The sequence below is a fragment of the Natronoarchaeum rubrum genome, assembly GCF_024494695.1.
In genome coordinates this window covers 1-25,185 of the sequence record NZ_JANHDP010000012.1, presented here as the reverse complement: position 1 = coordinate 25,185, position 25,185 = coordinate 1, and the positions used below count along the sequence as shown (strand labels likewise).

Below are 25,185 nucleotides of genomic sequence, written 5' to 3'. Positions count from 1 at the left end.
CGCTCCCGACGTCGCCGCCGATCTCCCGGGCGGTGTCTAGCGGGCCGCTTTGTCCGCTACTACGGCCTCCACTGCTGCTTCCGCCGCTGCTCCCTCCACTACTGCTTCCGCCGCTGCTCCCTCCACTACTGCTTCCGCCGCTGCTCCCTCCACTGCTGCTTCCGCTACTACGGCCTCCACTGCTGCTTCCGCTACTACGGCCTCCACCGCTGCTTCCGCCGCTACCACCCGACTCGCCACTAACGGCGTCCGTGGCGCGATCGACAGCGTCGTCGGTTCCCTCTGCTATCCCCTCCACCGTGTCTTTAACCTCGCCAACCGCGTTCTCCGCCTTATCACGGGCGCGATCCAAAAAACCGGCATCGGACCCGCTAGCATCTGACTCCGCTGTGCTATCGCCCCCCGAGCTGCCACTGAATGGGTTTGGCCGCATCTCATCTCCCCCCAGCGCGATCGACCAGCGCCTTTCCTTGCGCCTTGTTCGTTACTGATACCATTTAGAGAGAATTGGTAGAGGATACAAATAAACCGCGAGGGCAAACTCCACCTTCGAAGTGGGCGAAACGCCCAAGCGTCTTACGCAACCGATCGCTACGCCCGATTATGCCCTCCATCTCCTCACTCATCGAGAAGTACGGCGCCGTGCCGATTGTGACGACATTCCCTGAACAGAATGTCGAATGGCTCTCTCCGGACGAGTTCGAACGCCAATACGGCTATCCGCCTGGACGTATCGAAGAGACGCTCAGCGACAGGGAACTCGCTGCGGTCGCCGAGGAAAAGCGGCTCTCTCTAACTGAGGACCGCCTCGCCGCCTTCGAGCGGCTTGCGCGGCTGTGGAACGGCGAGTGCGTCGGTCCCGACGGCCTCCATTTGCTAGCTGATCGGGTGCCCAGCTGGAGGAACATCACTGCCGATCTCGACGAAGACGAACTCGACGCACTCCGCCCGCCGTCTACCAATGTTGAGGAGGAGTACATCGACGCTTTCGGCGATCGCGAGTGGTTCGACCCGGCGCCGCCGTCGCCGACGTGGCTAAAGAGCACCCACATCGCCCGGAAGCGGGCAGATTACGACATTTCCGAGCGAGCACGCACACTAATCAATGAGCGCGAGGATCTGCCGGACCTGCGCGGCGACCCGCATGAGGGACTGACCCACCGCGTCGGCGTTGGCATCGAGGCCGCCCGCGCCACATTCGACGAGCACCGGCGCGTCGAGACGTACGTCCCGATCGGCGGCCACGTAGTTGATCTCTTGGAGCACGATCGCAACGGGAGCGAGCGCGTGGGGGAAATGCTGACTAAGCACCACAACAACCGGCTGTACCGATCAACGTGGCACAAACTCGTGGAGCTCGAACGACCCGCCGTTCTCCTATTCGACGCTCGCGCGACGGCAAAGCGTGTCTTCAACCACTGGCAGACACGAGGGATCGAAGTCCCGGGCGCCCCTTTCAGATCAGCACTGAACGTCTCGTGGACCCGAGATACGTTCCACGAAGCAGCGAACGATCCCCAGCGCACCTGGCCGATCGAGGATGTCCTGACCATTACCACAGCGTGGGATGAGGTGAAAGCGGCATCACCAACCCGCCGCGAGATGGTGTCACTAAACTGGTAGAACATCCACAACAGTCCTTCGACGCTTCGACCGTAATCGCTGCACGGTCCCCATATATTACTGGATGCGAGAGACCACCCTGTTCATGCCGAAAACAGCCGTCTCAATGCTTTCCGCAGTTGATTTTAACTGCGGAACATACGTCGGGGGCGCCAAACATATGTTGCGATCTGACACGTATCTAAAAATTATAACTCGGGAGGGGCGACTGAGAGTTGGCGTCCTCAGGTAGTGCGGTGACGACAGAGCGGCGGCGCTAGTCGGACCGCGTACGGTCGTCGATCTCCCGAATCAGAGTAGCGAGGCCCGACACAGAGTTGCTCTCACAGATAAGGTTCATCTCTTGATCCCACTCAACGGCGCCGTGACGGTCCAATACCGGCAGATGGGACTGATAGAGTGAGACGTAAGTCGATTGGATCGAATCCGTCGAAGCGCCGCTCCGATCGGTGCCTGTCTCTCGGGTAGCGACTTGACGCGAGAGGTCGCTCAGGGGGAGCTTTCCAGGGACATTCTCGTCGAGGATCAACAGCACGTACCGCCGGCGTTCTGCCGACAGCACCGTGTAGACGTCGTCGGGGGCGAGATCGATTGCAGGTTGTTCACGAGCGATGCGACTGGACAAGTAGCGTCTCAAGTCCATCACGAATTCATCACCGCGGGCTTGAGACGCTACTTCTCTGTGTGTCGATTACTCGGCCAGCTCTCTGGACCAGATTTATTGCCAATTCCGAGCGCGAGGAACGGTGAAAACCGTGAATTTCCTTAGCAGCTACCGTCTAGCGATACTACTGCGGCTTTATCATCAAATACGCGTACGCGTGAGGGTGGGGAGGGGGTCCCACCCCCCTCCCTCAAACAACCAATAAACAATAAAATCATCCCAATAACGCCACGTTGTACTGCGATTAGGTCAGTTATTGGTTATCCCCTACTGAAACTTTACCAATAAATGTACCAGCAAACAAACCATTAGAGCGGCTACGGCGAATTCTTCGGTTGAGGACGCTTCTACTGCCGTTACGTGCACGCGTTATAGCGGGGGGATGGCGATGGGCGGAGGCAAAGAGGGCTCTCAGAGCCGGAGCTGGTGGAGATCGTGGGAGCGAAGAATGGAACCGGGTCAGTCGGAAAGTTCGTCGAGCGTCGCCAGCATCCGCTTCACTTGCTGGTCCTTGTCGTCTTTGTCACCACCAGCAAGGTACTCGGCCCGCTTCTCGGCTTTGTGGTCGGTGTCGAGGGCGTCTTTCCCGGGATTCAGACCGTACTGCTCCTCAACGGTCTCCAGAATGCGGTTGTGGACTGTCGTGGGGAGCATCGACGGGTCGCGTGAAGCCTTCTTGATGAGCCCTCTTGGGGCAAGGCTGTGCTCGCGAGCGATGTGTAGTCGCGCCTGCCACGGGATCGGGTCGGTCTCTCCCAAGATGTCTTGCTCCTTTGCGTACTTCCAGGCGGCCCAGATTTCGCTGGCGTCGAAGGACCCACTGGGGTCCGACGTTGACCGAGCGCCAGCTGCGCACGCCAGCCAGCTGAGCGCCGTGTAGGTGTGGTCAGCTTTGAAGTCCCGGGCGCGCATCCCGCCGCGATACTGCTCGTACACGAAGTAGTCTGAGTGGCTGTTGCCGACGTGCCGGATGGGATTGTCGCCGCGATATCCTGGCTTGACGCCGTTCCTGCTGTCGTTCTCGACGACGTCGGAGATGTCCAGGTCGAACAGCGCGCTCTGTTTCGATCCAGTTTTCCCGCCCCCGCTGCTTCCCGAGGTGTCACCGCCCGGGGTGTCGTCCGGTTCTGGTTCCTCATCACCGTGAACGACATCGTCAAAGTCGGGATGGTCGTCGGGAGCGATCGCCTCGTCGAGGACGTTGCGGAGATCGTTACTGTCGTTCTCTTGGAGGAACTCGGCGAGGTCCACTTTCTCCTCCCGATCGCCGCGCGGGAGTTCGGCGACGCGGGCATCCACGCCGTTCTCCTGAAGGAACCACGCGGTTCGCAGTGCGCCGTCAAGGCCAACGCCGCTTTCCTCTGAGTCGAAGCAGAGGAAGGCGGTCTCGACCTCCTCAGCGTACTCCAAGAGGGCGTCGTAGTGTCCCTTTTTGAACTGCTTCGTCACCGGGGAGATGCAGGGGAAGCCAGCCTCGTGGGCCCGGATCGCGTCAGTGATACCTTCAGTGAGGATGAGGTCCTCGTTGGGCTCCACGGTGCCACAACCGTAGATCGGCTCGAAAACGATGTCGTCGGCGACCCACGGCTTCGTGTTGGCGAGTTTCAGATACTTCCCGGGGACGTCGTCGCTCTGGCCAGTCTTCCGGGCGATGAGATACCGCACGGTGCCGGTCTCGTCGTGATATGGGAAGACGATGCGAGCGTCCCACCAAGCGTACAGGCGAACATCGTGCTCTTCGCGAACAGCGTCTAGGACGGCTTCGAGACTGATTTCCTCGGGGGAGATCTCACCAGCAGCCCGCGCCGCTGCGAGTTCTTCGAGGCCAGCGGGAAGATCACCCGGATCGCCGGAGTTGTCTTCGTAGACATACTTCACTGCCCCGCAGCGAACAACACCAGCCTTCAACGCGGCGATTGGATCGATGCCCTGTTCTTCGAGATGGGCTGGGAGTTCGTTCTTCGCGGGAGCGAAGCCGATACGCAGCTCGTCGATTGTCTTACTATCGATGCCCCACTTCGCTTCAATGAGCCAGCGCTGGTCGTTGAGTTGGGAATGGTAGTAGTCTACTGCGGCATCCAGCGCGTTCTCAACATCCTTCTCCTTGATATCGTCGTCTCCGAGGAATCGGCTGATAGCTTCGGTGTCGTGAAGCGTTGCATCCTCATCGTCAGCAACGTACTCCCGATCTGCTCCAGTTCCCCGCTGCTCCAGCCAGCCCTTTTGAACTGCGTTCGCGATCCACTGACTAGCGGTGCTTTGGTTTACGTCACACTCATCGCGTACGGCGCTAACGAGACTCCCGTGTGGGACGGCATCGCTAGGCTGAAGTCCGAGCGAAGTCTCGCGAGCAGTGTCGAGCAGGCCGCTCCAGTCGCCCTCTGCTGGGATCTTTCGGGACATCAGTTTGCTACCTCCCCACCAGTTGTAGCGTCGGTGTCATGGCCGGGTAGCCCGTCGGCGAAGATCGGGATGCGTGGACCGTCGAAGAAGCCGTCTACGACGTGAAGCGACTCGGACGCTCGGGTCGCTCCGACGTAGTAGATCCGATGCTCTTCTGCTCGTGCTTCTCCGCTCTGATACCGATCCAGGATGTTCTGCGTCGTCTCGGAGAAGAGGAAAACGCAGGGCGCTTCGAGGCCCTTCGCCTCGTGGATGGTACCAACTTGGATGCGTTCGGGGTACGGCGCCGCGTTCGACTCCAGCGCACCTCTAAGCATGTCCTGCTGATAGTCAGTGAGATCAAGAACGTCCACGATCGTGCGGGCGGATCGGCTGGGAAACGCTGCCTTGATCTTCGGTGGGAAGTAGACAGCGTCGCTGTCAAGGTCAACACGGAATTGTCGGTCAAACTCTGCATCCTCGAAGCGCTCCTTTCGGAGGTCGCTATTCGTGGCGACGTTGAGGAGCGTGTCCACCGGCTCCTGCGGGGCCGGCGTTCCGCGACGCAGCGCCCGCAGCGCGATAAGGCAGTCTACGACCTTCTCTGGCCACGGGTTCATCTTGTCCCCGATCGCATCGAAGGGGACGCCGTGACGCTGGAGCGTGTTCGACAGGATGCCCAGCTGGTAGTTGGTTCGGGTGAGTAGGTAGACGGTTGCCTTCTCCTCATCGTCCGGGTCATCATGCGTGTCCAGAGCACTGCGGACGGTCTCCGCCATCCTCTCGTCGTCGGTGATGGTTCGCATCTCCGCAGCGCCTTCAGGAGTGTATCCGTGCCCGCGCGTGGCCGTTCGGAAGATGTTCCGGGTGATAGAATCCTCGGCCTCCAGAATGCCTCTGGCGACAGCACTGACGGCCTCTGGGCACCGGTAGCTGTCGGTGAGATACCGTCGTTCATCAACCTCCGTGCGGGCGAGATAATACGGCGACGCGCAGCGGAACGAGTAGATGCTCTGATTGACGTCGCCGGCGATGTAGATCCAGTCCAGTTCTCCGCTGTCGCGCCACTGTTTGAATAGAGCGTACTCCACCGGGCTGAGGTCCTGAAACTCGTCGATCCCGAGGAGCCGAACATCGGGGACGTAGCTCTCCTCCAGGCAGATGTCCACGTAGTCGTGGTGTTCGACCCGGTACAACTCCGCGTCACGTTTGTACTTATTCCAGGCCCGCAAGAGCTCCCGAACGCGGCTGTTCGGGAGTTCGATGTCTACCGGGGCCTTCGAAATCTTCGCCAGGCGGTCGGCGGTCGGGAGGTACTGGGCATGTAGCCACTGATCGAGGGCGAAGAGTTTGTTCCCCCGTGGAGTCGTCTCCTTCCCGGATTGGATGAGTTCCAACGGATTGGTCTCTTCCGCCTTGAAGTCAAGGCCGTACTCGCGGCAGAAGGTCCCGTAGAAGTCCGGCTCTTCGTCCATCGAGATGACCTGCTCCTGCGGATTCTCAATCTCAGGGCAGCACTGGAGAGCGATGCTGTGGAGCGTCCGGCAGCGTCCGCGGAGGTCGTCCTCATCGATCCCGTCGTACTGGCTGATGTCGAAGATCCCACGTTCAATGAGATCATCAGCAGTCGCCTCTCTGCCGTTGTTGGTGAAGTTAGCGAGGTAGACGTCGAACATCTCGATGTCGTCGTTGGTGGCGTGGTCCTCGACGGCGTCCAGGAGCGTGTGCGTCTTCCCGCATCCGGGTGCGCCGTGAACGAGGCAGATGTGGGTCCCGGTCATGGCTCCGGAACACCGTCCTCGTTGGGGTCGATGTCGTCTTCACCGGGTGTCTCGGTGCCGCCTGGTCTCACTGCGACGAGTTCCTGCTCCTCGTCGCCAGGCCGGTACAGCACGCCGCTAAGGACGCCTCGCTCGATGGCGTCTCTGATATCACCCGGCGGCCCGAGATCGCGCTTCGTGGATGCCTCAGCGATGACCTCATTTTCGGGAACACCCTTGCACTCTGGGTCCAAGTCATCGACGACGTCAACAACATCGTCGATGCGCTTGTCGTCCTCGCTTACTTCATCGTCGTCGTTGCTGTCATCCTCGCCTGCGTCTGTCTCCTCGCCGTCGTCATCATCGTCTTCAAGCCCGATGATGTCTACGTCAGGGTCCTCAACGCCGACTGTTGTCGGAATGAACGGATAGAGTTCTACCGGGTCGCCTTGGATAGTCGTCTGTCGCCGGTTCCCGAGCGTATATCCTTCACCCTTCAGAGCGCGGGAAAGGGCCGAGCGGTACTCAGTCCCCTTGTCATGCTTGTCTAGGGCTTCGTCAAGCGTGTCGCCCGGAACCCACACAACCTCGCCGTAGGCGGAATCTTCCTCATACCAACCGTTCCAAGCATCGTTGAGGATCTTTTGAGCGTCAGCGTGGACGTCAAGGCGGTGCCGGAGCGAACGAACGACCGACATAGCGATGCGGTCGGCGGTGGACATCTGGTCGTCGGAGACGATCTCCTGCATGTCCTTCCAGTGGGGACGAATGTCGGCACGCCACTCCTCCCACGTGATTTCCAGAGTTTCGTAGAAGGCGTTACTGTACTTCTCGACGACCGGCGGGGTCTGGGTGTCGCCGTTAGATTTCACCCACTCTTCGTTGCTGAAGACGAGCTTCCGGACACTTGCGCCGCCATCGGTTTGATCTGGTCCGACGTAATCGCCGAAGGGCTGCGCTTCTACGTAGACGTGCCGTTCAGTTTCCTCACCGCCGTAAACCTCGACGGTCTGTGTGTTCTGGATGAGCTGCTCTACCGCTGGTGGGATGAGGTCACCCTCGTACTCGTTAGCATTCTCAGTGAGATCAGTCCAGACGGTTTCGAGCTCCTCCTTCACTGTGGATTTGGCAAAGGACGTGTTGTCGGCGAGTTTATTTCCGATCTCGCCCTTCTTAGTGCGAGATTCCCAGAACCCACGGTCGAAGACAGAAGACCAGAGGACCTCGTCGTCGTCATCTCGGAACCGAACACGCAGGTCCCCTTCTTCGCGGGGGATCACGTCCATCGTCACCCGATTCTCAAGGATCGACCAGCCCATGCCGGCGTCCTTGATCTCGTCGTCAGCCATCAGTACCGACCCCCGTTCGTCCGTGCCCAGGCGTTGAGCTTCTCAAGTTCGAGGAGCCGATACGTGGTTACGCATCCGCGGTAGATCGGGGTCTTGCTGCCCGGGCGCACCAAGATGTGCCCCTCCTCGCCGCATTCTGGACACTCGAAGAATTCGTAGTCGCCCTGCTCGTCGCTCGCTTCTTCGGTCCTCTCTAGGTGAACGGCATCAAATGGAGGCGAGCAGTCCTCGCAGATCAGGGTGTCCTCAGAGAGTTTAGACTGTACAGCAGATGTCGGCGTGCTATTGGTATTACTTGGCATATAGTTGATCACCTCGTGACACGCCCGACGTCGTGAGACGCCAGCACCGATGTACAGACCCTCCTCTAACTGTGGAGGGGAAAGTTTACGTTCGGTGCGACAGAAGTCATAGGTGTCCAACCTACGGGGTGGAACCGACCACCCCGTACAGACTTCTGCCAGACGTTTCGTGGTTAGCCTTGCTTGTCGTGTGTACTGTCTTTTCTGCCAGTAACTAATAAACGTACGGCAACTAGGCACTTCGTCCGTTCGTGTCCCGATCATTGAGCCACCTCGTCGGCGCTATTGGCGGGTTTGACGCCCTGTGCCTGCATTATGTCGATTAGCGGATCGGGGACGTCGGCCAGATCGGCGTCGGGATCAATGCGCGCCGTCGTGTCCCCGCGCTGCTGGACCACGATTGTGCGGATATGTTGGATAACGGCCACAGAATCGTCTGTGGCGAGTCTAAACAGCGCTATTTTAGTCGTTCCACTCGCCGGCCACCATTTAACCCGACAACGTTCTCCGTCAGGACTAACCTTGCCTGCAGCTCGTGGACTAGACCAACCTTCGCCACAACTTCCCGACTTCCCGTCGGAACTCTCCTCGATCGTGCTCATGCTGACCCCTCCGTATCAGCCGGGACGACCCGAACAAACTCCGTCGAGCAACACTGCTGACAGTGCTCAGGCCGCGTGAATTTCTGCGTTCCGCACTCAACGCACTGCCACCGCTCGACGTCGTTGAGGAGCTCAGGGATCTGCTGGACGGGGGTGTCCTCGTCGGCTTCCCAGAGCGCCCGCGCGGGGCCGTTGCGAGGAACATGCTTGCGCGCGCTCACGTTACCACCTCGCCGGCGCCGGCGCGATCGCCGCCCAGCTGGGCGCTGGTAGGAATGAAGCAGGTGACGATAGCCAGATCGTCGCGGTCGTACACGTAGACCGCGCCACTCCCAGGATGTAGTCGGGCCGGCTTGTCCAGATCGGCTTGAGGGAGGCGAACATTCTTCGCCTCGCGAAACTCTCGTTCGATTCGACTCTGAGGGAAGGGTTCCCCCGGCTCCACTCGCTGGAGGTACCGCTCCTGGGCGTGTCTGGTAACGTGGACTGTCTCGCCTTCGAGGTCGTGGCTGGCGCCGTCTTCAGCGTCGAGGTCGCTGTAGACGTTCAGTGGAGCTGCGGGTGGGTCGTATGCACTTTGTGCGTTCGTGGTGTTGTCGTGTGGCATCGGTCGCGTCTGTGCGCTCTGGTTGGATTTCAGCCGAGTGAGCGCTGGTAGACGACCACGAAGAAGCGTTCCTACCGGACCTGCACAGGTATTATTAGCCCTCTGTGCGATTAGTCCGGTAGGAACAGCTCGTAGCCGTATACCCGGCTTCGTATGGTAGCTGTTCCGTGTGCCGGCATCCTCCTGTCCGCGACGAGCCTTCCACAACTGACGCGGGCGTGAGGTAGCCGGTGTCTTCTACAGCGAATTACCTTCGTGAGTGCTCCATACACCCCTATTTGCCCTCGGGTTACAAATAGATGGGGGACAAAATACCCTTTGAGGACACGAAAGGGTTTTGCACATGGGACTTGATAGCGACTATATGAGCAACCGAGGGCCGGACAGGAAGGCCACACCGGAACAGATTCTCCAGCTCATGGAGGACTCTGATCGCCCGGTGTGGACTGCCTCGTCAATTGCTGAGGAACTAGGTGTTACTCGCCCACCGGTACGGGACCGGCTTGAAGACGTGGTCGAAGACCACCGCGTAAAGACGATGAAAGTCGGAAACACAGAGGCGTACTACCTCAGCGACGAAGATCCACGGCCCATCGAGGAACGGCACAAGGACAGCCTCATTAAGGAGTTCACTGATAAATTCGTCGGGCTTCCCACAGCACCTTGGACGGCTGTGCATCCTAATGACGGCCCTGCAGAGGCTGGTGACAAGATTCAGCTCCGTGTTGAGGGGGTTCCAGGACGGTGGCGTCAGCAGATGGCACAAACGTGGGAGGACCGTCGAGAGGAACTCATCTACGAGGAGACCGACGAGGGCGAAACGCAGGCGCTCATTAGTGGCGAACTGTACGCCAAGCCTACAACGCCGATCGAACATACGGACTATCCCGATGACTACGATCTCGAACTGAACATCGGCGCCGAAGTCATGGAGAACGACGGGAACTCGGCTATTATCGCAGCTGGGGTGAAGAACTATCTTATCCGTCCCTGCAATGATGCCGTCTTCTTGGAAAACGTCAGCGTGGACTGGATGTCGCCGAAGGGCCACGGTCAAGAACTCACAACCGCCGCCCTCGGGGTATCAGAGGCCGAAGAATCCGGTCCAGGGTTTGTGGAACAGATGTTGGATGCGAATCCCCACGGGGAGGTCGGCAAAGGCTGGCTGAAGAATATGCTCGCGCTCGGGGCTGTCGGCTTGGATGAGGAGTCGGTGGAGTTGCTCGTGACGCATTCGAACTCACCGATTGATTCAGAAGAGGAACTCCGCGAGCTCGCCGAAGAGGCTGCTGATACAACGGACAGTGACGCACCAGGACTATGAGTAGTGATAATCAAGGGGACGGGCGCTGGTCCGATGAACAGGCCATTGAACGGGTCGTTGACCCGGATGATTACAACCGGACGCAGCGATTCAAGGAAATTCACCAGGCTCGCCAGCGAGTGACGGAGTTCGTCAGCCAGATGGAGATGCCGCAAGTGGGAGGTGGAAAGTACAATCTAAGGGAAGCAACCCGCCTCGGGTACCTTGTTTCACTCTACATCATGGAGCTGGAGCCGCTGATTATCCAGAGCGACGTTGATGACAGTGAACTTCTTGACGACAGACTCACCCACGAGTCGTTAATCGGATTTGCCTCCCGTATGGGGGTGAAGATCAGCGATGACCAGTATGAGCAAGTTCCGAGCCCTCAGGAAGTTATGCAATACTTCTCCGCCGCAAATCAGTTCTACGCGCGTGTGGGCATGGATCTGGAGATGGCAGAGGACGAGGGCGACGCTGGCTTCGAATACTCGGACATTCTGGAGGAAGGGCCGCCTAGTGAGGGCGAGAAGCCTGAAATCGATGAGGTGGCCGACGACTAATGAGCAAAGCTACCGAGGTCTCGGTGAACGACCACATCACCGAGACGAAGTTCTGGAATACCCTGATGGAGGACGTTTTTGGCATCCGAAAGGGTGGCGCGATCATCTTCCTTGATGCCGAAAACGCCCGAAAAGGCGTCGCTAAGACATCGGGAGCGGTTGCACTGGCCCGCCTCTTTGCCCGAGCTTTCCGCTACAACATCCAGAAGGACGACCTGACGCTTTCTGGGACCGAGTACCTGCGCCGATACCAGGAACACCCGGGCCAAGAACAACCCTCAGTGCTCGTCCTCGACGAGTTCGTAGGGGCCGGCGCCGGCGACAAGCGCCGGGCGATGGCCCAGCAGAACGTGGACTTCGGGCGAGCGTGGCAGCTGCTCCGGACGAAGCGTGTGGTGACGATCGCGACGCTCCCCGACTGGAACGAGGCTGACAAGCGCCTGAAGAAACTCGCCGACTACCGCATCTGGTGTCGCGAGAAGCCCATCGGGACGTTCCAGCCGTACAAGGTCACCGTTCCGTTCAACTCAGGTGGTGGTAGCGGTGTCCGGACGAAGGGGCTGAGCAAGGGCGGTGACGGCGCACGCCGAATTCAGTTCCCGAACATGGATGCGCAGAATGATCCGTACTACAAGCACCTCAGCCAGAAGAAAGACGATCTAATCCACTCGGAGACGTGGGACGCCGACCATCTCCTCGACGACGACGTCGAAGAGGCCCAAGATCCGGACGAGGTACGCCGCCGCGAAGCAATCAGGTACGCCATCAGGCTCTACGAGCCTTGGAGCGACGAGAATGACACGACCTACACTGACGTTGCGAAGGTCATTGAGGGCTACAAGAAGTCCTGGGTTGGTGACAGAGTCAAGGAGTGGCGAGAGGGTGAGCACCGCGAGTTAGTCCCTGATCCAACCGACAGATGACCGCTAAATCGCCGTGGAAATGTGACGCCCCGAAATCGCACGACAGCGGGCAGTCCAGCCATTTCCACCACGGTCCCACAATTGGGTATATAGTACATACACGCATAGAGAATCAGCCGACCCATCTGGAAGCGACCAGCGCACCTACGCCGGCATGAACATGACCACAGAGATTCCCGATCCCGACGACGTCACTGAAGCACAGCTCGCCGACCATCTCGAAGGCCGACCGATTCGGTACTCTCCCGACGAGGTCTGTAGTCGCTGCGACTCGAAGAACACCCTGCGAATGAAGTACGAGGGAGCCGACTGGGACGATCTCGCCGACGAGACCTTCGAGGAGCGGGAGCGCATCCGCTTCATCGCAGTCTACGAAGAACAGCCGTGGCTTCCTGGCCTGGAGTGGGAGGTGCGTGGGCTGTTCCACGAGCGGCACCCACACCAGTCGCAGGAAGAGATCGCCACGGTAGGAGTCGCTCAAGCGATGGGGACAGCCACCCTCGTACGCGCGGAGGAGGCGACGACGGTTTACCACTCCCCGGAGGACGAGTACGCCTACGATGACGAGTTCGTCCTAGCCGACGTCTCCCTTGAATGGTACTCGTCGTCCAACGAAGGAGAGGATCGCACTCCTAGTGAGTCAGAGGAGACCGTCATCGCGCAGGGGATTGGCGATCGGCCCGACTGGCCCAAGGAAGAAAACGAGTGGCGGAAGGAGCTCATTCGCGCGCACGAAGATACTGACAATTGACGGCGGCTCTGGGTGTCTCCCCAACCTATACGCTATCCTCGAAGGGGACTTTCACGGTCCGACCCCCACACTCAACGGCGGCAAAAGGAGGTTCTAACCCGCGAATCAGTCTTTATCGGCGCGCGTGGCGCCAGCTGCCTCGCCTTGGTGACTGCCCGGCAGCCCCTGACCTGACGGAAGCCGCTGTACTACTGCCTCCACGCTTACCCCTCGGCTCTTACTCCAGAGGTTCGCCACGGCGAACATAGCCGATCCCTCACGTGGTGAGTCGATCCTCTGCACGGTGCTGTACCATCCGTGCAGCGGCCACGATAGTCGGGCGTGGCGGCCCGGGTCCGCGATCATGCTGTCTCCAGGTGTTGCTCGACGGCGTCGATCGACGCGTACGCGATGCCCCCGACGATGTACTCGCGGTGGAGCTCGCCGTCGGCATCGCGATGGATGCGAGCAGTGACGCGCTCAGTCATCGTTCCCCTCCCGCTTATGCTCGGGCCAGGTCTTCTCTCGCCACTCTTCGACGTCGTCGGCGGCCTGCTCCAAGTAGTCGGCGAGTTCACGCGCGTCCGTGACAGAATGCTGGGTGCCAAGAGTAATCCCGCCAGCCTCGATGTCGATCGAGATTGCTCCGTCCTCCTGCTGCGGATAGACATCCACGCACAGGCTCGTGTCGGACGAATACTCCTCGCTGATGAATGCACCACTGAGCCCAGTCTGCTCGTACCGCCGGGGGAACTCATTCGGCTCGTCATCGTGGAACTGCTGGATCTGCTCCTCGGTGATGTCGGTTGCGAGGCGGAGTTGATCCGGCCAGGACAGTCCAAGTAGGGCTGCGCCGGCGCTCAGGAAGCTGCGTCGGTCAGTCATCACCATCACCGCCGTTCTGCTCCGCGACAAGTTGTTGTTGGAGTTCGACAATCAATTCCTGCATCCGGTTACTGTCGGACCGCTGCGGAACTGCAGCCTCAGCGACGATCTCCCACGCGATACTCAACGCGTCGTCGGTGTTGGGGTCCTCGCCGATCCGCTCCAGCAGCTGGTGTGCTTCGAGATGCTTCGCAATCAGCAGCTCGTCGAAATCCCGCACCGCTTGTTCATCGACATTCCCGTCTTGGACGGCCTCACTCAGCCGAGCAAACCGGTCCTCGGCATCGTGACCGAGTTCCTCGATGCGGCCACTAACTTCCTGACGCGCGACTGCCTCCCAGTCTGGTTCGTTGTCGTTGCCTCCATCTGCTCGCGTAGGGCTTTTGGCCCCGGTCTGCGTATCTTGCATTGCTGGTTGCTCCAGCACGGCGTCGGTGTCTTCAGCACCGGCGCCACTTCCATTCATACAGCAGTCGAATGGCGAGCGGCGCGACCGTGCTCTGTTGAGTACATCTGATGCCACCACCATAAAACTATCCCAAAAGGTGTACCATTTGGAAGTGCTTCCAAAAGCCCGGGGGCTTTATTGCAAATTACTGCCTACCCAGAACCATGACGCGAATCGGGCTGTACGCCCGCGTATCGACTGACGAACAAGACGTAGACCGGCAGATCGCTGACGCTCGCGAGTACGCCGAAGCCAACTACACCGACCCGGAGATCGAGCTCTATCCCGACGTCGTCTCTGGCGCCGCCCAAAGCCGTGGCGAAGAATATGAGCGCCTGTGGGCGGATATCGCCGAGGGCAAGCTAGACGTCGTAGTCGTTCACGAGCTATCGCGACTGTCCCGCCTCGGCGCCGGCGCGACCCACGAGTTCCTTGAGCATGCTCTGGAGAACGACACCAGCGTCCGGGATCTGGAAGTTGGCCTTGAGCTGAATCTTGATGACGGGGTTGTTGATCGAGCCGTGAAGCAGCTCATCGCAGGCGTGATGGGAGACCTCGCGCGCGTGGAGCACAAGCAGAAACTCCGCCGGATCAACTCAGGAATCCGCGCCGCCCAGGACGCTGGTAAGTGGACTGGCCGCCCGCCGCGTGGATTCACCATTGGAGAGGACAAACGATTGCACGTTGATGTAGAGGAGTTCCTCTTGACGCGCGAGGCGCTCGCTCGTGTCGAGCGTGGCGAGTCGAAGTCCACAGTCGCCGATAAGACAGGTATCCCCCTCAGCACGCTCTCACGACTCTATGAGGATCGGAGCGAGCTATACTTGGCTGGCGACGCAGCTGAGTACGACGATCGTGTCGATCAAGCTGTTGACGAACTACGCCCGCTTGACGATCTCTCTAGCACTGAGGTTGAGGATCTCGAATCTCGAATGCGCGACATTGCTCGCGAAGAAGTCCAAGAGGCCAGCAACGATAGCTGAATGAGTAATCCCGAGAACGCGTTAGCCAGGCCGCTACGATTACAACCCTAAGTCGTCCAGTACTTCTCTGGCGCTGTCGTCGAAGCTATTGCCTAAGCCCCAGTCATACACCTGATTTCGGTTGTTCAGTTCCGTGAAGAATCCGTTTTGCATCCAGCAGTATTTTTCACGGTTTCCGTCGTCGCCATAGTTGCGCCGGAGAAGATATGTTTTGTCGAGTAGGTTCGGATTATCGACAAGAATCCCCTGTTCCATCACAAACCCGCCCTGGTCATCTTCTGCTACACCTACAATCGCATCAGCGTGGAGGGCGAGGACTTTGAACTTGTGGTTGCTCTGGAGCTCTCGGTCGGCGTCTTCTAAGAACTCGTCCATCAACCTTGCCGCGGCGTTGTTTAGTGGACGGGAATTGGTGAGACCGCAGAAGTTCTCCAATCGGTGTTTCTTGCCGTCGTCGAAGCTCCCTAGAACAAAGACCAGTGTATCGTGGTCCAGATAGAGCTCCGCGACTTCTCTCTCAACCTGAAGGACAGATTTTCGCTGAGCGGGGGTGAGACGAGAAGACACCGCCGCTCCCGGGTAGTTACTCATTACTGGTAGTATTTGGCCCCGGGGTACATAAGTATTGGGACCAATGTGGTGTAGACCACATTGACCCTGGTCACAATGCTTATGTCCTGTTCCATTCTAAGTCAAATCAGAGATGCAAGTGAATACGGCCATCGCGAGCGTACAGGGCGAAGAAATGACCGGCGATCTCGACGCGGTCCGCCCGTAGAAATGGGCAGTCCGACCGGGTCAGTCGTATAGACCTGTGACCTCCCTAGTGCAGCACCGACACAGAACCGCCAACCCAACCGGTAAACGATGACGCTCAGCTCATCGCCATAGCCCACACCTGTGGTGATGAGCGGTCGAATAGTCCCAGTCCGCACAGTCTGGGAAGGAATGCCGATGGAAACATCGGTACTGAGAATGCCAAGCTACAAAGAAAAGCCCCACAATTTCGAAAATAACGAGCGGTACAGTCAGCAGAATACCCCAGTAGATGAGGCTACAGGGAACCGACGAGAGTTATTGAACCTTATCACCCAGCCGACCCGTTTCGAGATCCTTCAAAACATCTACGGGCATCCCAAGCAGCTGCCATCCCTCAAGGAAATAGATTATTTCATGGTCGATACCAGCAAGAGTACGATCCGAAACCACCTTGATCGCCTAATTGAGAAGGGGATGGTGGAGAAAGTCGCACTCCCTGAAGAAGACCGTACGCGGGACAATCCGCAGAAATTCTACGGTCTCACAGAAGAGTGCCGCACGTTGCTCAATGAGACCGGATTGCTGAGTGCCGAGAGAGAACTCCAAAAGACTACTCTGGACACGCGCCTCACCCCCGATGTAGAGAAATACATGGAGGCTCCCCGCCCTGACTGGGGCCCTGCCTCCCCTATTGCTGACGACTCTGTCTAGCTCTAGGTTCTTTCCCTTCAGCAGAGCTGCCGAGTGGTGGCTGGACGAAATATCCCAGTGTGACTGGGCACGCTGATTACTGTTACAACCGCTTCTGTAGTCCTTTTGGGTGCAACCATTATCTATCGGGATTCAGATATCCTACACTAGATGGAAGTCGAGCAGCTTGGGAACGGGTGGCGACTGATCCTTTCCCCACAAGAATACCAGTTGGTGTTGGAGAATGCTACGAGCCGGGACTCCGAGATCGTCATGCGGCTTTGCGCTGAATCGTGTCTCCGGTACTCTGAGGCCTTAGAGGCGACACTGCAACGTGTTGAGGAAGTGCAGTGCGGTGGTGAAGAGGTTCTGTTTTACCACATCCCTCATAAGGAAAAGCAAGTCCCACGGTTAGGACAGGATAATGGGCGGGAGACCATCCTTCCTGAAGACTTGTTTGACTTGATGGAAGAACACGTGAAAGCGGAAGATCTCTCCTATCGAGATCCGCTAATCCAATACTGCACTCGGTCCGTCTTCAACCACGTCAAACAGGCTGGAGTGAAGACCGCTGAACAGACCGGGAAGGACGAATTTCGAAAGCTATCGCCTCACGATCTTCGTGCGTCATTCGTCGTGAATGCGATCGAGCGTTTCCGAATGCATCCCCAGGTCGTCCTCGAAATTGGAGGCTGGACACGCTTCGACAGTATGGCAGCTGAGCTGAGCGAGCCAACACAAGAAGACCTCCTCCGGGAGTATAACCGACATGAGATGCGGCAGTAGCGGCGTAACAGAGGGTCATAGAACAGTCCACATACTTCCCCGTAGCTACCTGACAAACGGTATGTACAGGGGAGATACTTATTGAACGTCGGCATCTTGTATCTTGACAATTTCAACTCGGCGTTCTCTCCCATCAGGGGGCGGAGTCTGGTAAATGACGACCATGAATCCGTGCTGTGAATAGTCCTGTTCTCCCTGTGTTGGACACGTATTATCCATATCCAGAGTAGAGACCTGACCCCGAATGCAGAACTCTTCCGTAGTAACCTCTCCTGCTTTGACAATTTCGCCGGGAGAAATTGAAATCTCTCTTGCAAAAGCCTCTTCTTGAGTTACCGAGTGTATCTGGACCAATGCAGAATGCTGCTTCTCATCACGGTTCTCTAAGAAGATCGGTACTGTTGGTGGCGCATCCTCGGTAGACAGTCCCGAACAACCTGCTACGGCACCGGACAAAACGACCCCGCTGGTTCGGAGAATCGAACGTCGGGAAACAGAAGGTGGCATACTTACGTGTCACTTGATTACTATGAAGTAGTTTCCCTTGTTAGATAAGCAGGTAGAGTGAACGGGAGGTTCAGTCCGAATGGGTCGAAAAAGAACCCTATGTGAATCGTTCTATGCCCCCCACGTAGAGCTACTCTCGATCGAAAAGAGTCTGTCTGCGTTGCTTGGCGCGAATGAATTCCTTGGCTGGGTGAAGTTCCGGATCTTCCGGTAGATAGAGTTCTTGCCCCTCTAAGTGTTTGAAGTCGTCGTAGCCCTTGATGTCGGGGGCGTCTCGGACTTTAATCGTGTAGTCTTCTCTGATGCCAATCCAGTCATTGTCAAATGCCCAGTGATGGAGCCGACAAAGGGCGATCCCGTTCTGGAGCTCGTGACATCCTCCGTCTTCTCGGGGATGGATATGCGCTGATTCGACTTCTGGGTTCCCTTCAGGAGTCATCCGCTGGCGCCCACAAATGGCACAACAGTTGTTATACGCATCTTTGACGCCTTCGTAGAATGCCTGTGTACTGTTCCGGATAGTCTTCTCATACCGGTCCTCAAGGGACAAGTCTTCATTCGACGAGGTGGGGGCGTCAGTAGTGTTGGAAGGCAATTTCTCTCTTTCGTCCCGCTCCTCTGCCGGTGAACCCTGGTGTTCCATCCTGAACACGAGCCTTTCGCACCCGTCACGGAGTTCAGTAGTGTAGTCAAGAACTGAAACCTGCCCCCGATACTGCCAGTCCCGCTCTGCTGATTCCTTGTAGAACAGGAAAACAGGGACTGGCTCGTCGATCGCGCTGATAAGATTGGAGTTGCCGTGGATTCGGGTACTCTGGTCGCCGTTGGTCCCTAGACCGATGTAGGTGAACTCCCCTGGTTGTATCCCGTGGTCGTAGGGTCCGTCCTCGGTGCCGAAGAGTAGAATAAATGAGGTCCCACCATCGGTTGATGCAGCACGAATACTGGGTATTGGTGACGGGAACTCTATTCCAATCCGGTCCGAGATTTCTTCGACATCCACTCGTTGTCCAATCGCCAGAGGTACTATCTGGTCTGCTTCAACGGGATCTCTCATTACATCTCGCCGCGGTTGAATAGGATGGGAGAAGTTGTTGAGTTACTCCAGCTGGCATAGCGGCTGTATTAGAGGGGCTCGACAATGATGTGTTCTTGGACGAGATAGGGGCGCTTGGAACGCCCCTCTTCATCATAGGCAATGACACCATGTTCAGCCAAGACACCAAGATCGCGGCTCACCTGCCCCTTGTCACGATCAAGAGAGCGTGCAAGGTGGCGGACCGATTCGACGTCCTTCTCACGTAGGGTCTCGATGATCTCATGCCGCTTAGGCGTCAAAACCTTCTCAGCACTCTCTAGGCTGATAACCTGCACACCTTCCATCCCGCCACGAGCAAGCGCGCGAGCCATTTCGCCGCGCCGAGTTGCGCGAGTATCATCATCAAGTCGCGTATCGGACCAATCAATTTGGGACATAACTTCTCAACCTCTTACTGTTGTGTAGGAACCGCAACGGTATAACTGTTACTGAACATCTCATTAACAGTCGTACAACGCTCAATCACACCTCAACGGTCTACTATCCGAACATTTAAGTGGCTGGAACTATTAGAGTATAGTGAGGGCGCATTCTCGCGTCTGTTTGCAATCTATGAGTGACTCTAAATTCACGTACGTGTACGAGAAAGGCAGGCTTCGAGACACCGTGTTCCAGATTGGGGCTCGACATTCACCGAATACGAACAATGTCGAGTCATTCGCGGTCATTCTTTTCTTCGAGTTGTCAGATGGTACCCGCGTCGAGGTAGCGAAAGTAGATGACGCCGAACACGAGGAGGGCGACATCCACATCGACCGCTACTACCGGGAGACTGGTACCGACTACAAGGACTTCGACGTGGACATTGACGACTGTTGGGAGGCTGAAAAGCGCCTTGAGGAGAAGTGGGCGCATTTTGCGCGAACGTATCTGGAGAACCACGGCAAGCAACCTCGGCCCGACCTGTAAGCAGTAACAGGGGACGCCTCGACCGTCCCCAGTGAGGCGATCGTCGGACCGTGGATCAATTGCGGGTCTATGGAGATTCTCAGAACAAAACCCCTACACTTCGCAGCAGGAGAATAGGGTTCTAGAATCCAAAATAGTGCCACATAGAACTCGCTGGATGTTGGGCGTCGTCAACAGCTGCCGCGTCGCTGATGCGTACAAACTGTATGCCGCTATACAGAAATCATACTGGAGTCTCTTCGATATCAGAGCGACATCAGTTTGACCCAAACTGCTAGGCGGAACTCGCTCTCCCTCAATTGAGAAGCAGTATTTTAATATAGAGCAAACGACCTATTCTGATTGCTAATAGCCATTTTGAGACAATGAGTGATTCTATACGTTCTGTTACTATTGCGGACTCACGGGGACATCAGACGGATGTACAAAATCTGATTGGGTTAGATGAATCCACCAGTCAAGGGTGTGAAATCGTCGTAGCAGTTCGTTGTGCCCGTGAACAGGATATCTCATTGGTCCGGGCACTAATCGAAAATGATCTGAAGCCTTTCAGGTATAAATCCTCGTCAATACTCCGCCATGGCGATCTTGACCGCTCAGAACGTATCAGTCGGGTAAAGGACCTGATCTCAGACTTACAAGGCCTCTCCATCACATGGGCAGCAATCATCTGCCCTCCAGAAAGTTCCCAGCACGAGATCGCTGCTGCTACCTCGATGGCAGTCAAAAAGAGCATTACAGATGGGTTACGGGAAGGTGTGGTCACTCATGGGTGCGGGGATACGGGGATACTTCATGACGGGGCGTATGATCCCAATGATCCCTACCTAGAAGGCTTAGGCGAGATCATGCCAAGCCACTTTGATACCAGCTTTCAGCGGAGTATCTGCCCAGTATACCTCGCATTCCTTCGAGAAGCCGACCTAATATACCCACAAAATACTATAGCAGATTACATTGCGGGGTATTTGAACGACCGAATAGAGGACGGGGCAAGTGTAAGTACGTTACCCGACCCAGTGCGCCGATTTGACAATTCGTGGGTTGATCGAGCTCCTCAGCCGGAGCAAATCTATCACCTTGAGGAGTTCCAACCAGTTCGCGAGGAAGAAGTCCGATCACGAGTAATAGCATGGATGACTGGACGAGGATATCCGGACGATCCCGTCCCAACAACCCAAGACCCCTACCGCGACCTTGTTGAAGAGATCCAAGACGACGATGAAGTCGTATACAGATATCTCTGCGAGGAGATATAACGGAAAACCGGACGTCAATAGGGCGTGAGCCACTACCTCACACCCCTAACCGGAGGCGACGGCGCGTTACGCTAACCGCCGCCCCCGCGTCCTCATTCCCAACTTCACTACTACTACCAATAAGTCTTTAGCAATGAATCCCGAGACTACTAATGATAGCAGTCCCGGGATAGCTAACATAGTGAGTCAGGGGAAGAGTGGAACCGACACTCCAGCAACAACCGGTGACCAAGAGATTGGGCACAGGGGAGGAATAGGATGTTGGGGACCGCCTCGATCGCACAGAGAGACAAAAAACTACCATCAAGAGCTACCATGGTTGAAGAACTTGGAACAAGAAGTCGTCGTACCGAGCTGCTAATCAAAGGTCATCTATACGAACTCCAAGAAATCAATGACGAGGTTCTTGGGGGACGTCAAGGCTACCCAATGTCAGAACAGGGGTACAAAGCAACACTAGTGAATGTGTCTGAGTGCGCGGATTTAGATGTCGTTGATGAAGTTGCTGAGTACATTAAAGAATCTATCCAGGATAACGGTGAACGGCCAAAGAACCGGAAAATCCGTCGTGTAGCCCGAACGAAGGTCACAGAAGCAGGATACCCGGCGAATAGTTATTTGAATGCAGCCTAATTCAGGGAAGACTTCTGTGCTAATCGAGAGAGTGCGCAGTAGCACGAAGTTGGACGCTGTTCAGGACAGATGAATATTCGCTAACCGTATACCGCTATAGAGATCACACTGAAGCCTCTTTGACGGCAGATTGATATCAGTTTGACCCAAACTGCTGGAGTCCTTGCTGAACCAGCATATTGATGGCTGCGTTCCTACTGCTGATCCCGTTTTCCTGGGCAAACTCGTCAACACGCTCGACGAGGTTCGGCGGCATCCGCTGTGTAAGCTGTTCCCGTTCTGTGTCCTGACTTTCGCTGTCGGTTTCTGACGCGTCCGATTCTTCGTCCGCTTCCTGAGTGATCTTTCGCCGTGACATCGTTATGGTATCAGATTGATCTTGTAATGACTTCAATGTGGTGTCTTTTTGATGCTATTCGACTTCGGGATCTGCATACTCAACTGCTGTCGCCAGTTCGCTGGTGATGCTACTCTCACCACCGTTCAGGTGCTGGTAGGCCGCAAGGCCTACTAATTCTGCACAGGCAGCTGCTACGACAGCAGGGACACCCATTGACCGCTCGTGGATTGTCGCAATAGCCTCATCTGTAAACGGCTCCAGAGACGCTTGCTCATACTCTTCGTGACTGAGTCCCTCAGCAGACGCGATGCGGCGCTGAATCAGTTCCTCGGTTTGGTCCTGGGTGAATGGCTCTAGTTCGAGAGAGTACGATACGCGGCGCTGAAATGCTCGCCCGTCACTACCGAGACTCCCGATTGCTTCCCATTGCGAGGACATCCCGGTCAGCAAAACATGGAACCCATCGAGATCGTTCAAGAACTGCAGGACATGCAGTGTCTCCGGATCGTTCAATCCAAATTCATCTATTCCTAGCAAGACTGGAGCATCGAACTCTGCATCACCGATTTTCTGTTCAGTAAGTTTGGTCGATGACGATTTCCCGACGTCGAGTTTGTCTGCGACGAGCGCTGCGAGCTCGTACGAGGTCACGTTGTGCTCTCCGACGTAGATCGTCCGATAGTCCTCGCTAAACTCTTCGAGGATCATCTTGAGCAGAGTCGTCTTGCCAGCGCCGCTGTAGCGACTGTGGACTAGGATCGGCCCTGTATAGCTCTGGATCTGGGCCGAGATGTCCGCGATGTCCTCCGGCGATGGGAGCACATACTCGTCGAGCGTGGCCGATCGCGCGAACGGATTCTCCGCCCACCCAAGATGGTCCAAGTACTGTTCCAACTCCGATTCCGTAGATTCAGCTATTTCTTGGATTCGTCCCATGATTTCACACTCCTATCATTGCGACTTCGATGTGACATCATAGTGGATTCATTCCGGCTTCTTAAATGTATGTCAGACGTTGTTCCGATAGCGACTCCTCGACCTCGTGAGCGGCCCACGTGGCTCGACGTATCGGGTTGATCCGGACGTCGGCAAGTGCGAGGAGGAAGAGAGCGGGAGCGTGGACGATCCCACCGACGAGCTCGAATAGCGAGAGTTAGAAGCCGGGGAGCGTGGCGTTGAACTGGTCTTCCGATTCTGTTTCCAGCACCTCACCGGACAGTGGGTCAACAAAGTCCGTTGTGATCCCCAGCGCCCCGAACTCAAAGCGGGGCTTCTTCTTTTTCCTATCGTCGCCGCTATCAAGCTCTAACACCGGCATCGGCGTCCGCGGGCGCCCCGGTCGCCCTGGAGTCGGCGTGGCTGGTTTGAGGGGTTTCCCCGGCGTCGATCGCCCTGGGCCCGGCGTCCCACGACCGGGCGTCCCCGGTGTCTGCGGCGTCTTGGTATCGGTCCCGGTGTCCGTGTCTGTCCCAGTGTCCGTGTCCGATCCCGGCGTGATCCCGGTCTTGGGGCCTATACCAACGTCCGTATCGGTGTCGGTGTCCGTGCCCGTCCCGGTGTCCGTGTCTGATCCTGGCGTGGTCCCGGTCCCGGTGTCTGTGCCTTCTCGCACCGTATCGAACACCGCGTTGCCAATGCCGGACAGCGTGTCCGTTAGCGGCCCCCCAACGTCCGGGTCCATCATGCCCGGCACCGTCAGGTCCTCACTAGTCCCTGGCGGGCCGGGCTCCTCTTGCGTCACTTCGGACTGTTGCGCCTGGTCGAGCATTGAGAGCGCCCCGCCAGCCTCCGCTTGAAGGCCGTCAGGAGTACCGGCACGCATGCCGCCGTCGGGCGCATCGGCGTCCGGCGTCCGACGTGTGGAGCCGAACCCTTCCGGTGTAGCGGACGGGCCGCCAGCGCTGCCTGAGGGGCCGCCACCACCGCCGTCTCCAAACCCGGAGTTGGGGCGCCCATCATGCCCTGGATAAGCGCCGCCGCCCTGCTGTGGATCTGTTCTGCTCACATCCAGGTCCGAGCCGGTGATGGTCGTATCGCTGCTGCTCTCAGACCCATCACGTTGGCGCGATCGCCCGCGAGACTGTTGGAGCTGCCCGCGGTCATCGCTCAAAAACCGCTCTACATCCTGACGGAAGTTGCCAATGCGCCGGGAAGTGTCCGACTGCTGCGCCCAGTCGGGACGTGGCGCGTCCGCTCCTCCTCCTTTTCCTCCTCTTTTGCTCACTTTGGACGCTCTCGCCAGCCGCGACGCGCCGCCGGTAATCAGCGCCCCCGTGACGAACTCTGTTGCGTACCCCACAGGGTCGCCCGTCGCGGCTTCTTTCTCTGCTTGATAGACGACTTCCCCGCCGGTTTTGAGTGCCGTGCCCGTAGCGCCGGGATCTTCTGCTGCCTCGATCGGCGCGCTTGTCGCAACCTCGACCCCCGTTTCTGCCGTTTTCACGTGGCCGGGGACGTTTGCAATATCCACTACTGCGGCCCCCGCATGGCGCCCCACGTTCTCTAGGGTGCCTTGGTCGCCACCGTCCCCCTCACGAATGTTCGATGAGAGCGACGAGAACGGCTTCGCCCAGTCGCCAAGAACCTCCTCTTGCTGCTCGCCGAGAAGGCCGCCAGTTGTGAGGTCGTCCATCTGCTCTGCAGCGGACTGGTCCTCCCCTCCGCCAGCAAACTGCTCTTGCTGCGCGCGCTCAATCTGCTCCATGCCCGCCGACTCTTGATTGATGCCGGAGGGATCGTCATTAGACGGGCTTAGGTCTACTTGGAGTGGCCCCGAACCGTTACCGCCACTCGACGAGCTGGCAGGCGGCGACTGTTGATCCATCCCACCGCCGCCCGATCCGAGATTGTAGTCGTAGCCGCCCGCCCCACCGCTACCGTCTTGCATGCCCGAAAGTGCCCCCGCTGCGTCCCCCAGGGTGCCGGTACTCGCGCCCGCCACACTACCGACCGCGCTCCCGACGTCGCCGCCGATCTCCCGGGCGGTGTCTAGCGGGCCGCTTTGTCCGCTACTACGGCCTCCACTGCTGCTTCCGCCGCTGCTCCCTCCACTACTGCTTCCGCCGCTGCTCCCTCCACT

27 protein-coding genes are annotated in these 25,185 nt (G+C 57.6%); 11 read left to right on the top strand and 16 right to left on the bottom strand.

Going from position 1 to position 25,185, the window contains the following annotated elements; genetic code table 11:
* Positions 1–603: 603 nt before the first annotated feature.
* A complete protein-coding gene (locus NO931_RS20430; protein WP_256394214.1) occupies positions 604–1,623 on the top strand; it encodes a hypothetical protein in 1,020 nt (339 codons plus the stop codon).
* A 256-nt stretch (positions 1,624–1,879) separates the two neighbouring features.
* Here NO931_RS20430 and NO931_RS20955 read toward each other — a convergent pair whose 3' ends face one another.
* The 7 genes from NO931_RS20955 to NO931_RS20400 form a co-directional block, all read right to left on the bottom strand.
* Positions 1,880–2,266 carry a DUF7344 domain-containing protein gene (locus NO931_RS20955; protein WP_445668791.1) on the bottom strand — a complete coding sequence of 129 codons (387 nt, stop codon included), beginning with the start codon at positions 2,264–2,266 and terminating at the stop codon, positions 1,880–1,882.
* A 480-nt stretch (positions 2,267–2,746) separates the two neighbouring features.
* A complete protein-coding gene (locus NO931_RS20425; protein ID WP_256394213.1) occupies positions 2,747–4,690 on the bottom strand; it encodes a toprim domain-containing protein in 1,944 nt (647 codons plus the stop codon).
* Positions 4,690–6,450, bottom strand: a complete 1,761-nt coding sequence (locus NO931_RS20420) for a 3'-5' exonuclease (protein WP_256394212.1) — start codon at positions 6,448–6,450, stop codon at positions 4,690–4,692. The genes NO931_RS20425 and NO931_RS20420 overlap by 1 nt, the downstream gene beginning before the upstream one ends.
* The gene (locus NO931_RS20415) at positions 6,447–7,778 is read right to left on the bottom strand and encodes a hypothetical protein (RefSeq protein ID WP_256394211.1); all 1,332 of its coding nucleotides are present in this window, start codon (positions 7,776–7,778) and stop codon (positions 6,447–6,449) included. Before NO931_RS20415 ends, NO931_RS20420 begins: the two co-directional genes overlap by 4 nt.
* A complete protein-coding gene (locus NO931_RS20410) occupies positions 7,778–8,080 on the bottom strand; it encodes a hypothetical protein (protein WP_256394210.1) in 303 nt (100 codons plus the stop codon). The genes NO931_RS20415 and NO931_RS20410 overlap by 1 nt, the downstream gene beginning before the upstream one ends.
* 260 nt (positions 8,081–8,340) lie before the next feature.
* Complete coding sequence (locus tag NO931_RS20405; protein ID WP_256394209.1) at positions 8,341–8,682, bottom strand: hypothetical protein; 342 nt, start codon at positions 8,680–8,682, stop codon at positions 8,341–8,343.
* A 217-nt stretch (positions 8,683–8,899) separates the two neighbouring features.
* Positions 8,900–9,289 (bottom strand): hypothetical protein, encoded by a 390-nt coding sequence (locus tag NO931_RS20400; RefSeq protein ID WP_256394208.1) that lies wholly within the window; start codon positions 9,287–9,289, stop codon positions 8,900–8,902.
* Between the two features lie 364 nt (positions 9,290–9,653).
* Between NO931_RS20400 and NO931_RS20395 the strand changes: the two genes are divergently transcribed.
* The 4 genes from NO931_RS20395 (at position 9,654) to NO931_RS20380 (ending at position 12,829) form a co-directional block, all read left to right on the top strand.
* Positions 9,654–10,613, top strand: a complete 960-nt coding sequence (locus NO931_RS20395; protein WP_256394207.1) for a winged helix-turn-helix domain-containing protein — start codon at positions 9,654–9,656, stop codon at positions 10,611–10,613.
* Positions 10,610–11,155 (top strand): hypothetical protein, encoded by a 546-nt coding sequence (locus tag NO931_RS20390; RefSeq protein WP_256394206.1) that lies wholly within the window; start codon positions 10,610–10,612, stop codon positions 11,153–11,155. Before NO931_RS20395 ends, NO931_RS20390 begins: the two co-directional genes overlap by 4 nt.
* The gene (locus tag NO931_RS20385) at positions 11,155–12,078 is read left to right on the top strand and encodes a hypothetical protein (protein WP_256394205.1); all 924 of its coding nucleotides are present in this window, start codon (positions 11,155–11,157) and stop codon (positions 12,076–12,078) included. Before NO931_RS20390 ends, NO931_RS20385 begins: the two co-directional genes overlap by 1 nt.
* A 160-nt stretch (positions 12,079–12,238) precedes the next feature.
* Entirely contained in the window at positions 12,239–12,829 is a 591-nt protein-coding gene (locus NO931_RS20380; protein WP_256394204.1) for a hypothetical protein, read from the top strand.
* Positions 12,830–13,170: 341 nt separating this feature from the next.
* On the opposite strand, the gene NO931_RS20375 is transcribed toward NO931_RS20380, so the two are convergent.
* The 3 genes from NO931_RS20375 to NO931_RS20365 are packed head-to-tail and all read right to left on the bottom strand — an operon-like array spanning position 13,171 to position 14,222.
* A complete protein-coding gene (locus tag NO931_RS20375; protein ID WP_256394203.1) occupies positions 13,171–13,296 on the bottom strand; it encodes a hypothetical protein in 126 nt (41 codons plus the stop codon).
* The gene (locus NO931_RS20370; RefSeq protein WP_256394202.1) at positions 13,289–13,693 is read right to left on the bottom strand and encodes a hypothetical protein; all 405 of its coding nucleotides are present in this window, start codon (positions 13,691–13,693) and stop codon (positions 13,289–13,291) included. Before NO931_RS20370 ends, NO931_RS20375 begins: the two co-directional genes overlap by 8 nt.
* The gene (locus NO931_RS20365) at positions 13,686–14,222 is read right to left on the bottom strand and encodes a hypothetical protein (RefSeq protein ID WP_256394201.1); all 537 of its coding nucleotides are present in this window, start codon (positions 14,220–14,222) and stop codon (positions 13,686–13,688) included. Before NO931_RS20365 ends, NO931_RS20370 begins: the two co-directional genes overlap by 8 nt.
* An 83-nt stretch (positions 14,223–14,305) precedes the next feature.
* On the opposite strand from NO931_RS20365, the gene NO931_RS20360 reads away from it, so the two are divergent.
* Positions 14,306–15,124, top strand: coding sequence for a recombinase family protein (locus NO931_RS20360; RefSeq protein ID WP_256394200.1), 819 nt, complete (start codon positions 14,306–14,308; stop codon positions 15,122–15,124).
* Between the two features lie 39 nt (positions 15,125–15,163).
* On the opposite strand, the gene NO931_RS20355 is transcribed toward NO931_RS20360, so the two are convergent.
* A complete protein-coding gene (locus NO931_RS20355; protein ID WP_256394199.1) occupies positions 15,164–15,715 on the bottom strand; it encodes a DUF8170 family protein in 552 nt (183 codons plus the stop codon).
* A gap of 363 nt (positions 15,716–16,078) precedes the next feature.
* Between NO931_RS20355 and NO931_RS20350 the strand changes: the two genes are divergently transcribed.
* The gene (locus tag NO931_RS20350) at positions 16,079–16,594 is read left to right on the top strand and encodes a helix-turn-helix domain-containing protein (protein WP_256394198.1); all 516 of its coding nucleotides are present in this window, start codon (positions 16,079–16,081) and stop codon (positions 16,592–16,594) included.
* Positions 16,595–16,744: 150 nt separating this feature from the next.
* Positions 16,745–17,359 (top strand): site-specific integrase, encoded by a 615-nt coding sequence (locus NO931_RS20345; RefSeq protein ID WP_256394197.1) that lies wholly within the window; start codon positions 16,745–16,747, stop codon positions 17,357–17,359.
* 637 nt (positions 17,360–17,996) lie between these two features.
* Here NO931_RS20345 and NO931_RS20340 read toward each other — a convergent pair.
* Together NO931_RS20340 and NO931_RS20335 are read right to left on the bottom strand one after the other, a co-directional pair.
* The gene (locus NO931_RS20340; RefSeq protein WP_256394196.1) at positions 17,997–18,923 is read right to left on the bottom strand and encodes an HNH endonuclease; all 927 of its coding nucleotides are present in this window, start codon (positions 18,921–18,923) and stop codon (positions 17,997–17,999) included.
* 68 nt (positions 18,924–18,991) lie between these two features.
* Positions 18,992–19,342 carry an HVO_A0114 family putative DNA-binding protein gene (locus NO931_RS20335; RefSeq protein ID WP_256394195.1) on the bottom strand — a complete coding sequence of 117 codons (351 nt, stop codon included), beginning with the start codon at positions 19,340–19,342 and terminating at the stop codon, positions 18,992–18,994.
* 175 nt (positions 19,343–19,517) lie between these two features.
* On the opposite strand from NO931_RS20335, the gene NO931_RS20950 reads away from it, so the two are divergent.
* From NO931_RS20950 to NO931_RS20320, 3 genes are all read left to right on the top strand, one after another.
* Positions 19,518–19,874 carry a DUF7718 family protein gene (locus tag NO931_RS20950; protein ID WP_445668790.1) on the top strand — a complete coding sequence of 119 codons (357 nt, stop codon included), beginning with the start codon at positions 19,518–19,520 and terminating at the stop codon, positions 19,872–19,874.
* A 365-nt stretch (positions 19,875–20,239) separates the two neighbouring features.
* Positions 20,240–21,133, top strand: a complete 894-nt coding sequence (locus NO931_RS20325) for a hypothetical protein (protein WP_256394193.1) — start codon at positions 20,240–20,242, stop codon at positions 21,131–21,133.
* 315 nt (positions 21,134–21,448) lie between these two features.
* Complete coding sequence (locus NO931_RS20320) at positions 21,449–21,766, top strand: hypothetical protein (protein ID WP_256394192.1); 318 nt, start codon at positions 21,449–21,451, stop codon at positions 21,764–21,766.
* A gap of 136 nt (positions 21,767–21,902) precedes the next feature.
* Here the strand turns inward: NO931_RS20320 and NO931_RS20315 are convergent, their stop codons facing one another.
* From NO931_RS20315 to NO931_RS20305, 3 genes are all read right to left on the bottom strand, one after another.
* The gene (locus NO931_RS20315; protein WP_256394191.1) at positions 21,903–22,124 is read right to left on the bottom strand and encodes a ribbon-helix-helix domain-containing protein; all 222 of its coding nucleotides are present in this window, start codon (positions 22,122–22,124) and stop codon (positions 21,903–21,905) included.
* 54 nt (positions 22,125–22,178) lie between these two features.
* Positions 22,179–23,042 (bottom strand): AAA family ATPase, encoded by an 864-nt coding sequence (locus NO931_RS20310; RefSeq protein WP_256394190.1) that lies wholly within the window; start codon positions 23,040–23,042, stop codon positions 22,179–22,181.
* A 217-nt stretch (positions 23,043–23,259) separates the two neighbouring features.
* Complete coding sequence (locus tag NO931_RS20305) at positions 23,260–24,810, bottom strand: hypothetical protein (RefSeq protein ID WP_256394215.1); 1,551 nt, start codon at positions 24,808–24,810, stop codon at positions 23,260–23,262.
* Between the last annotated feature and the right edge of the window lie 375 nt (positions 24,811–25,185).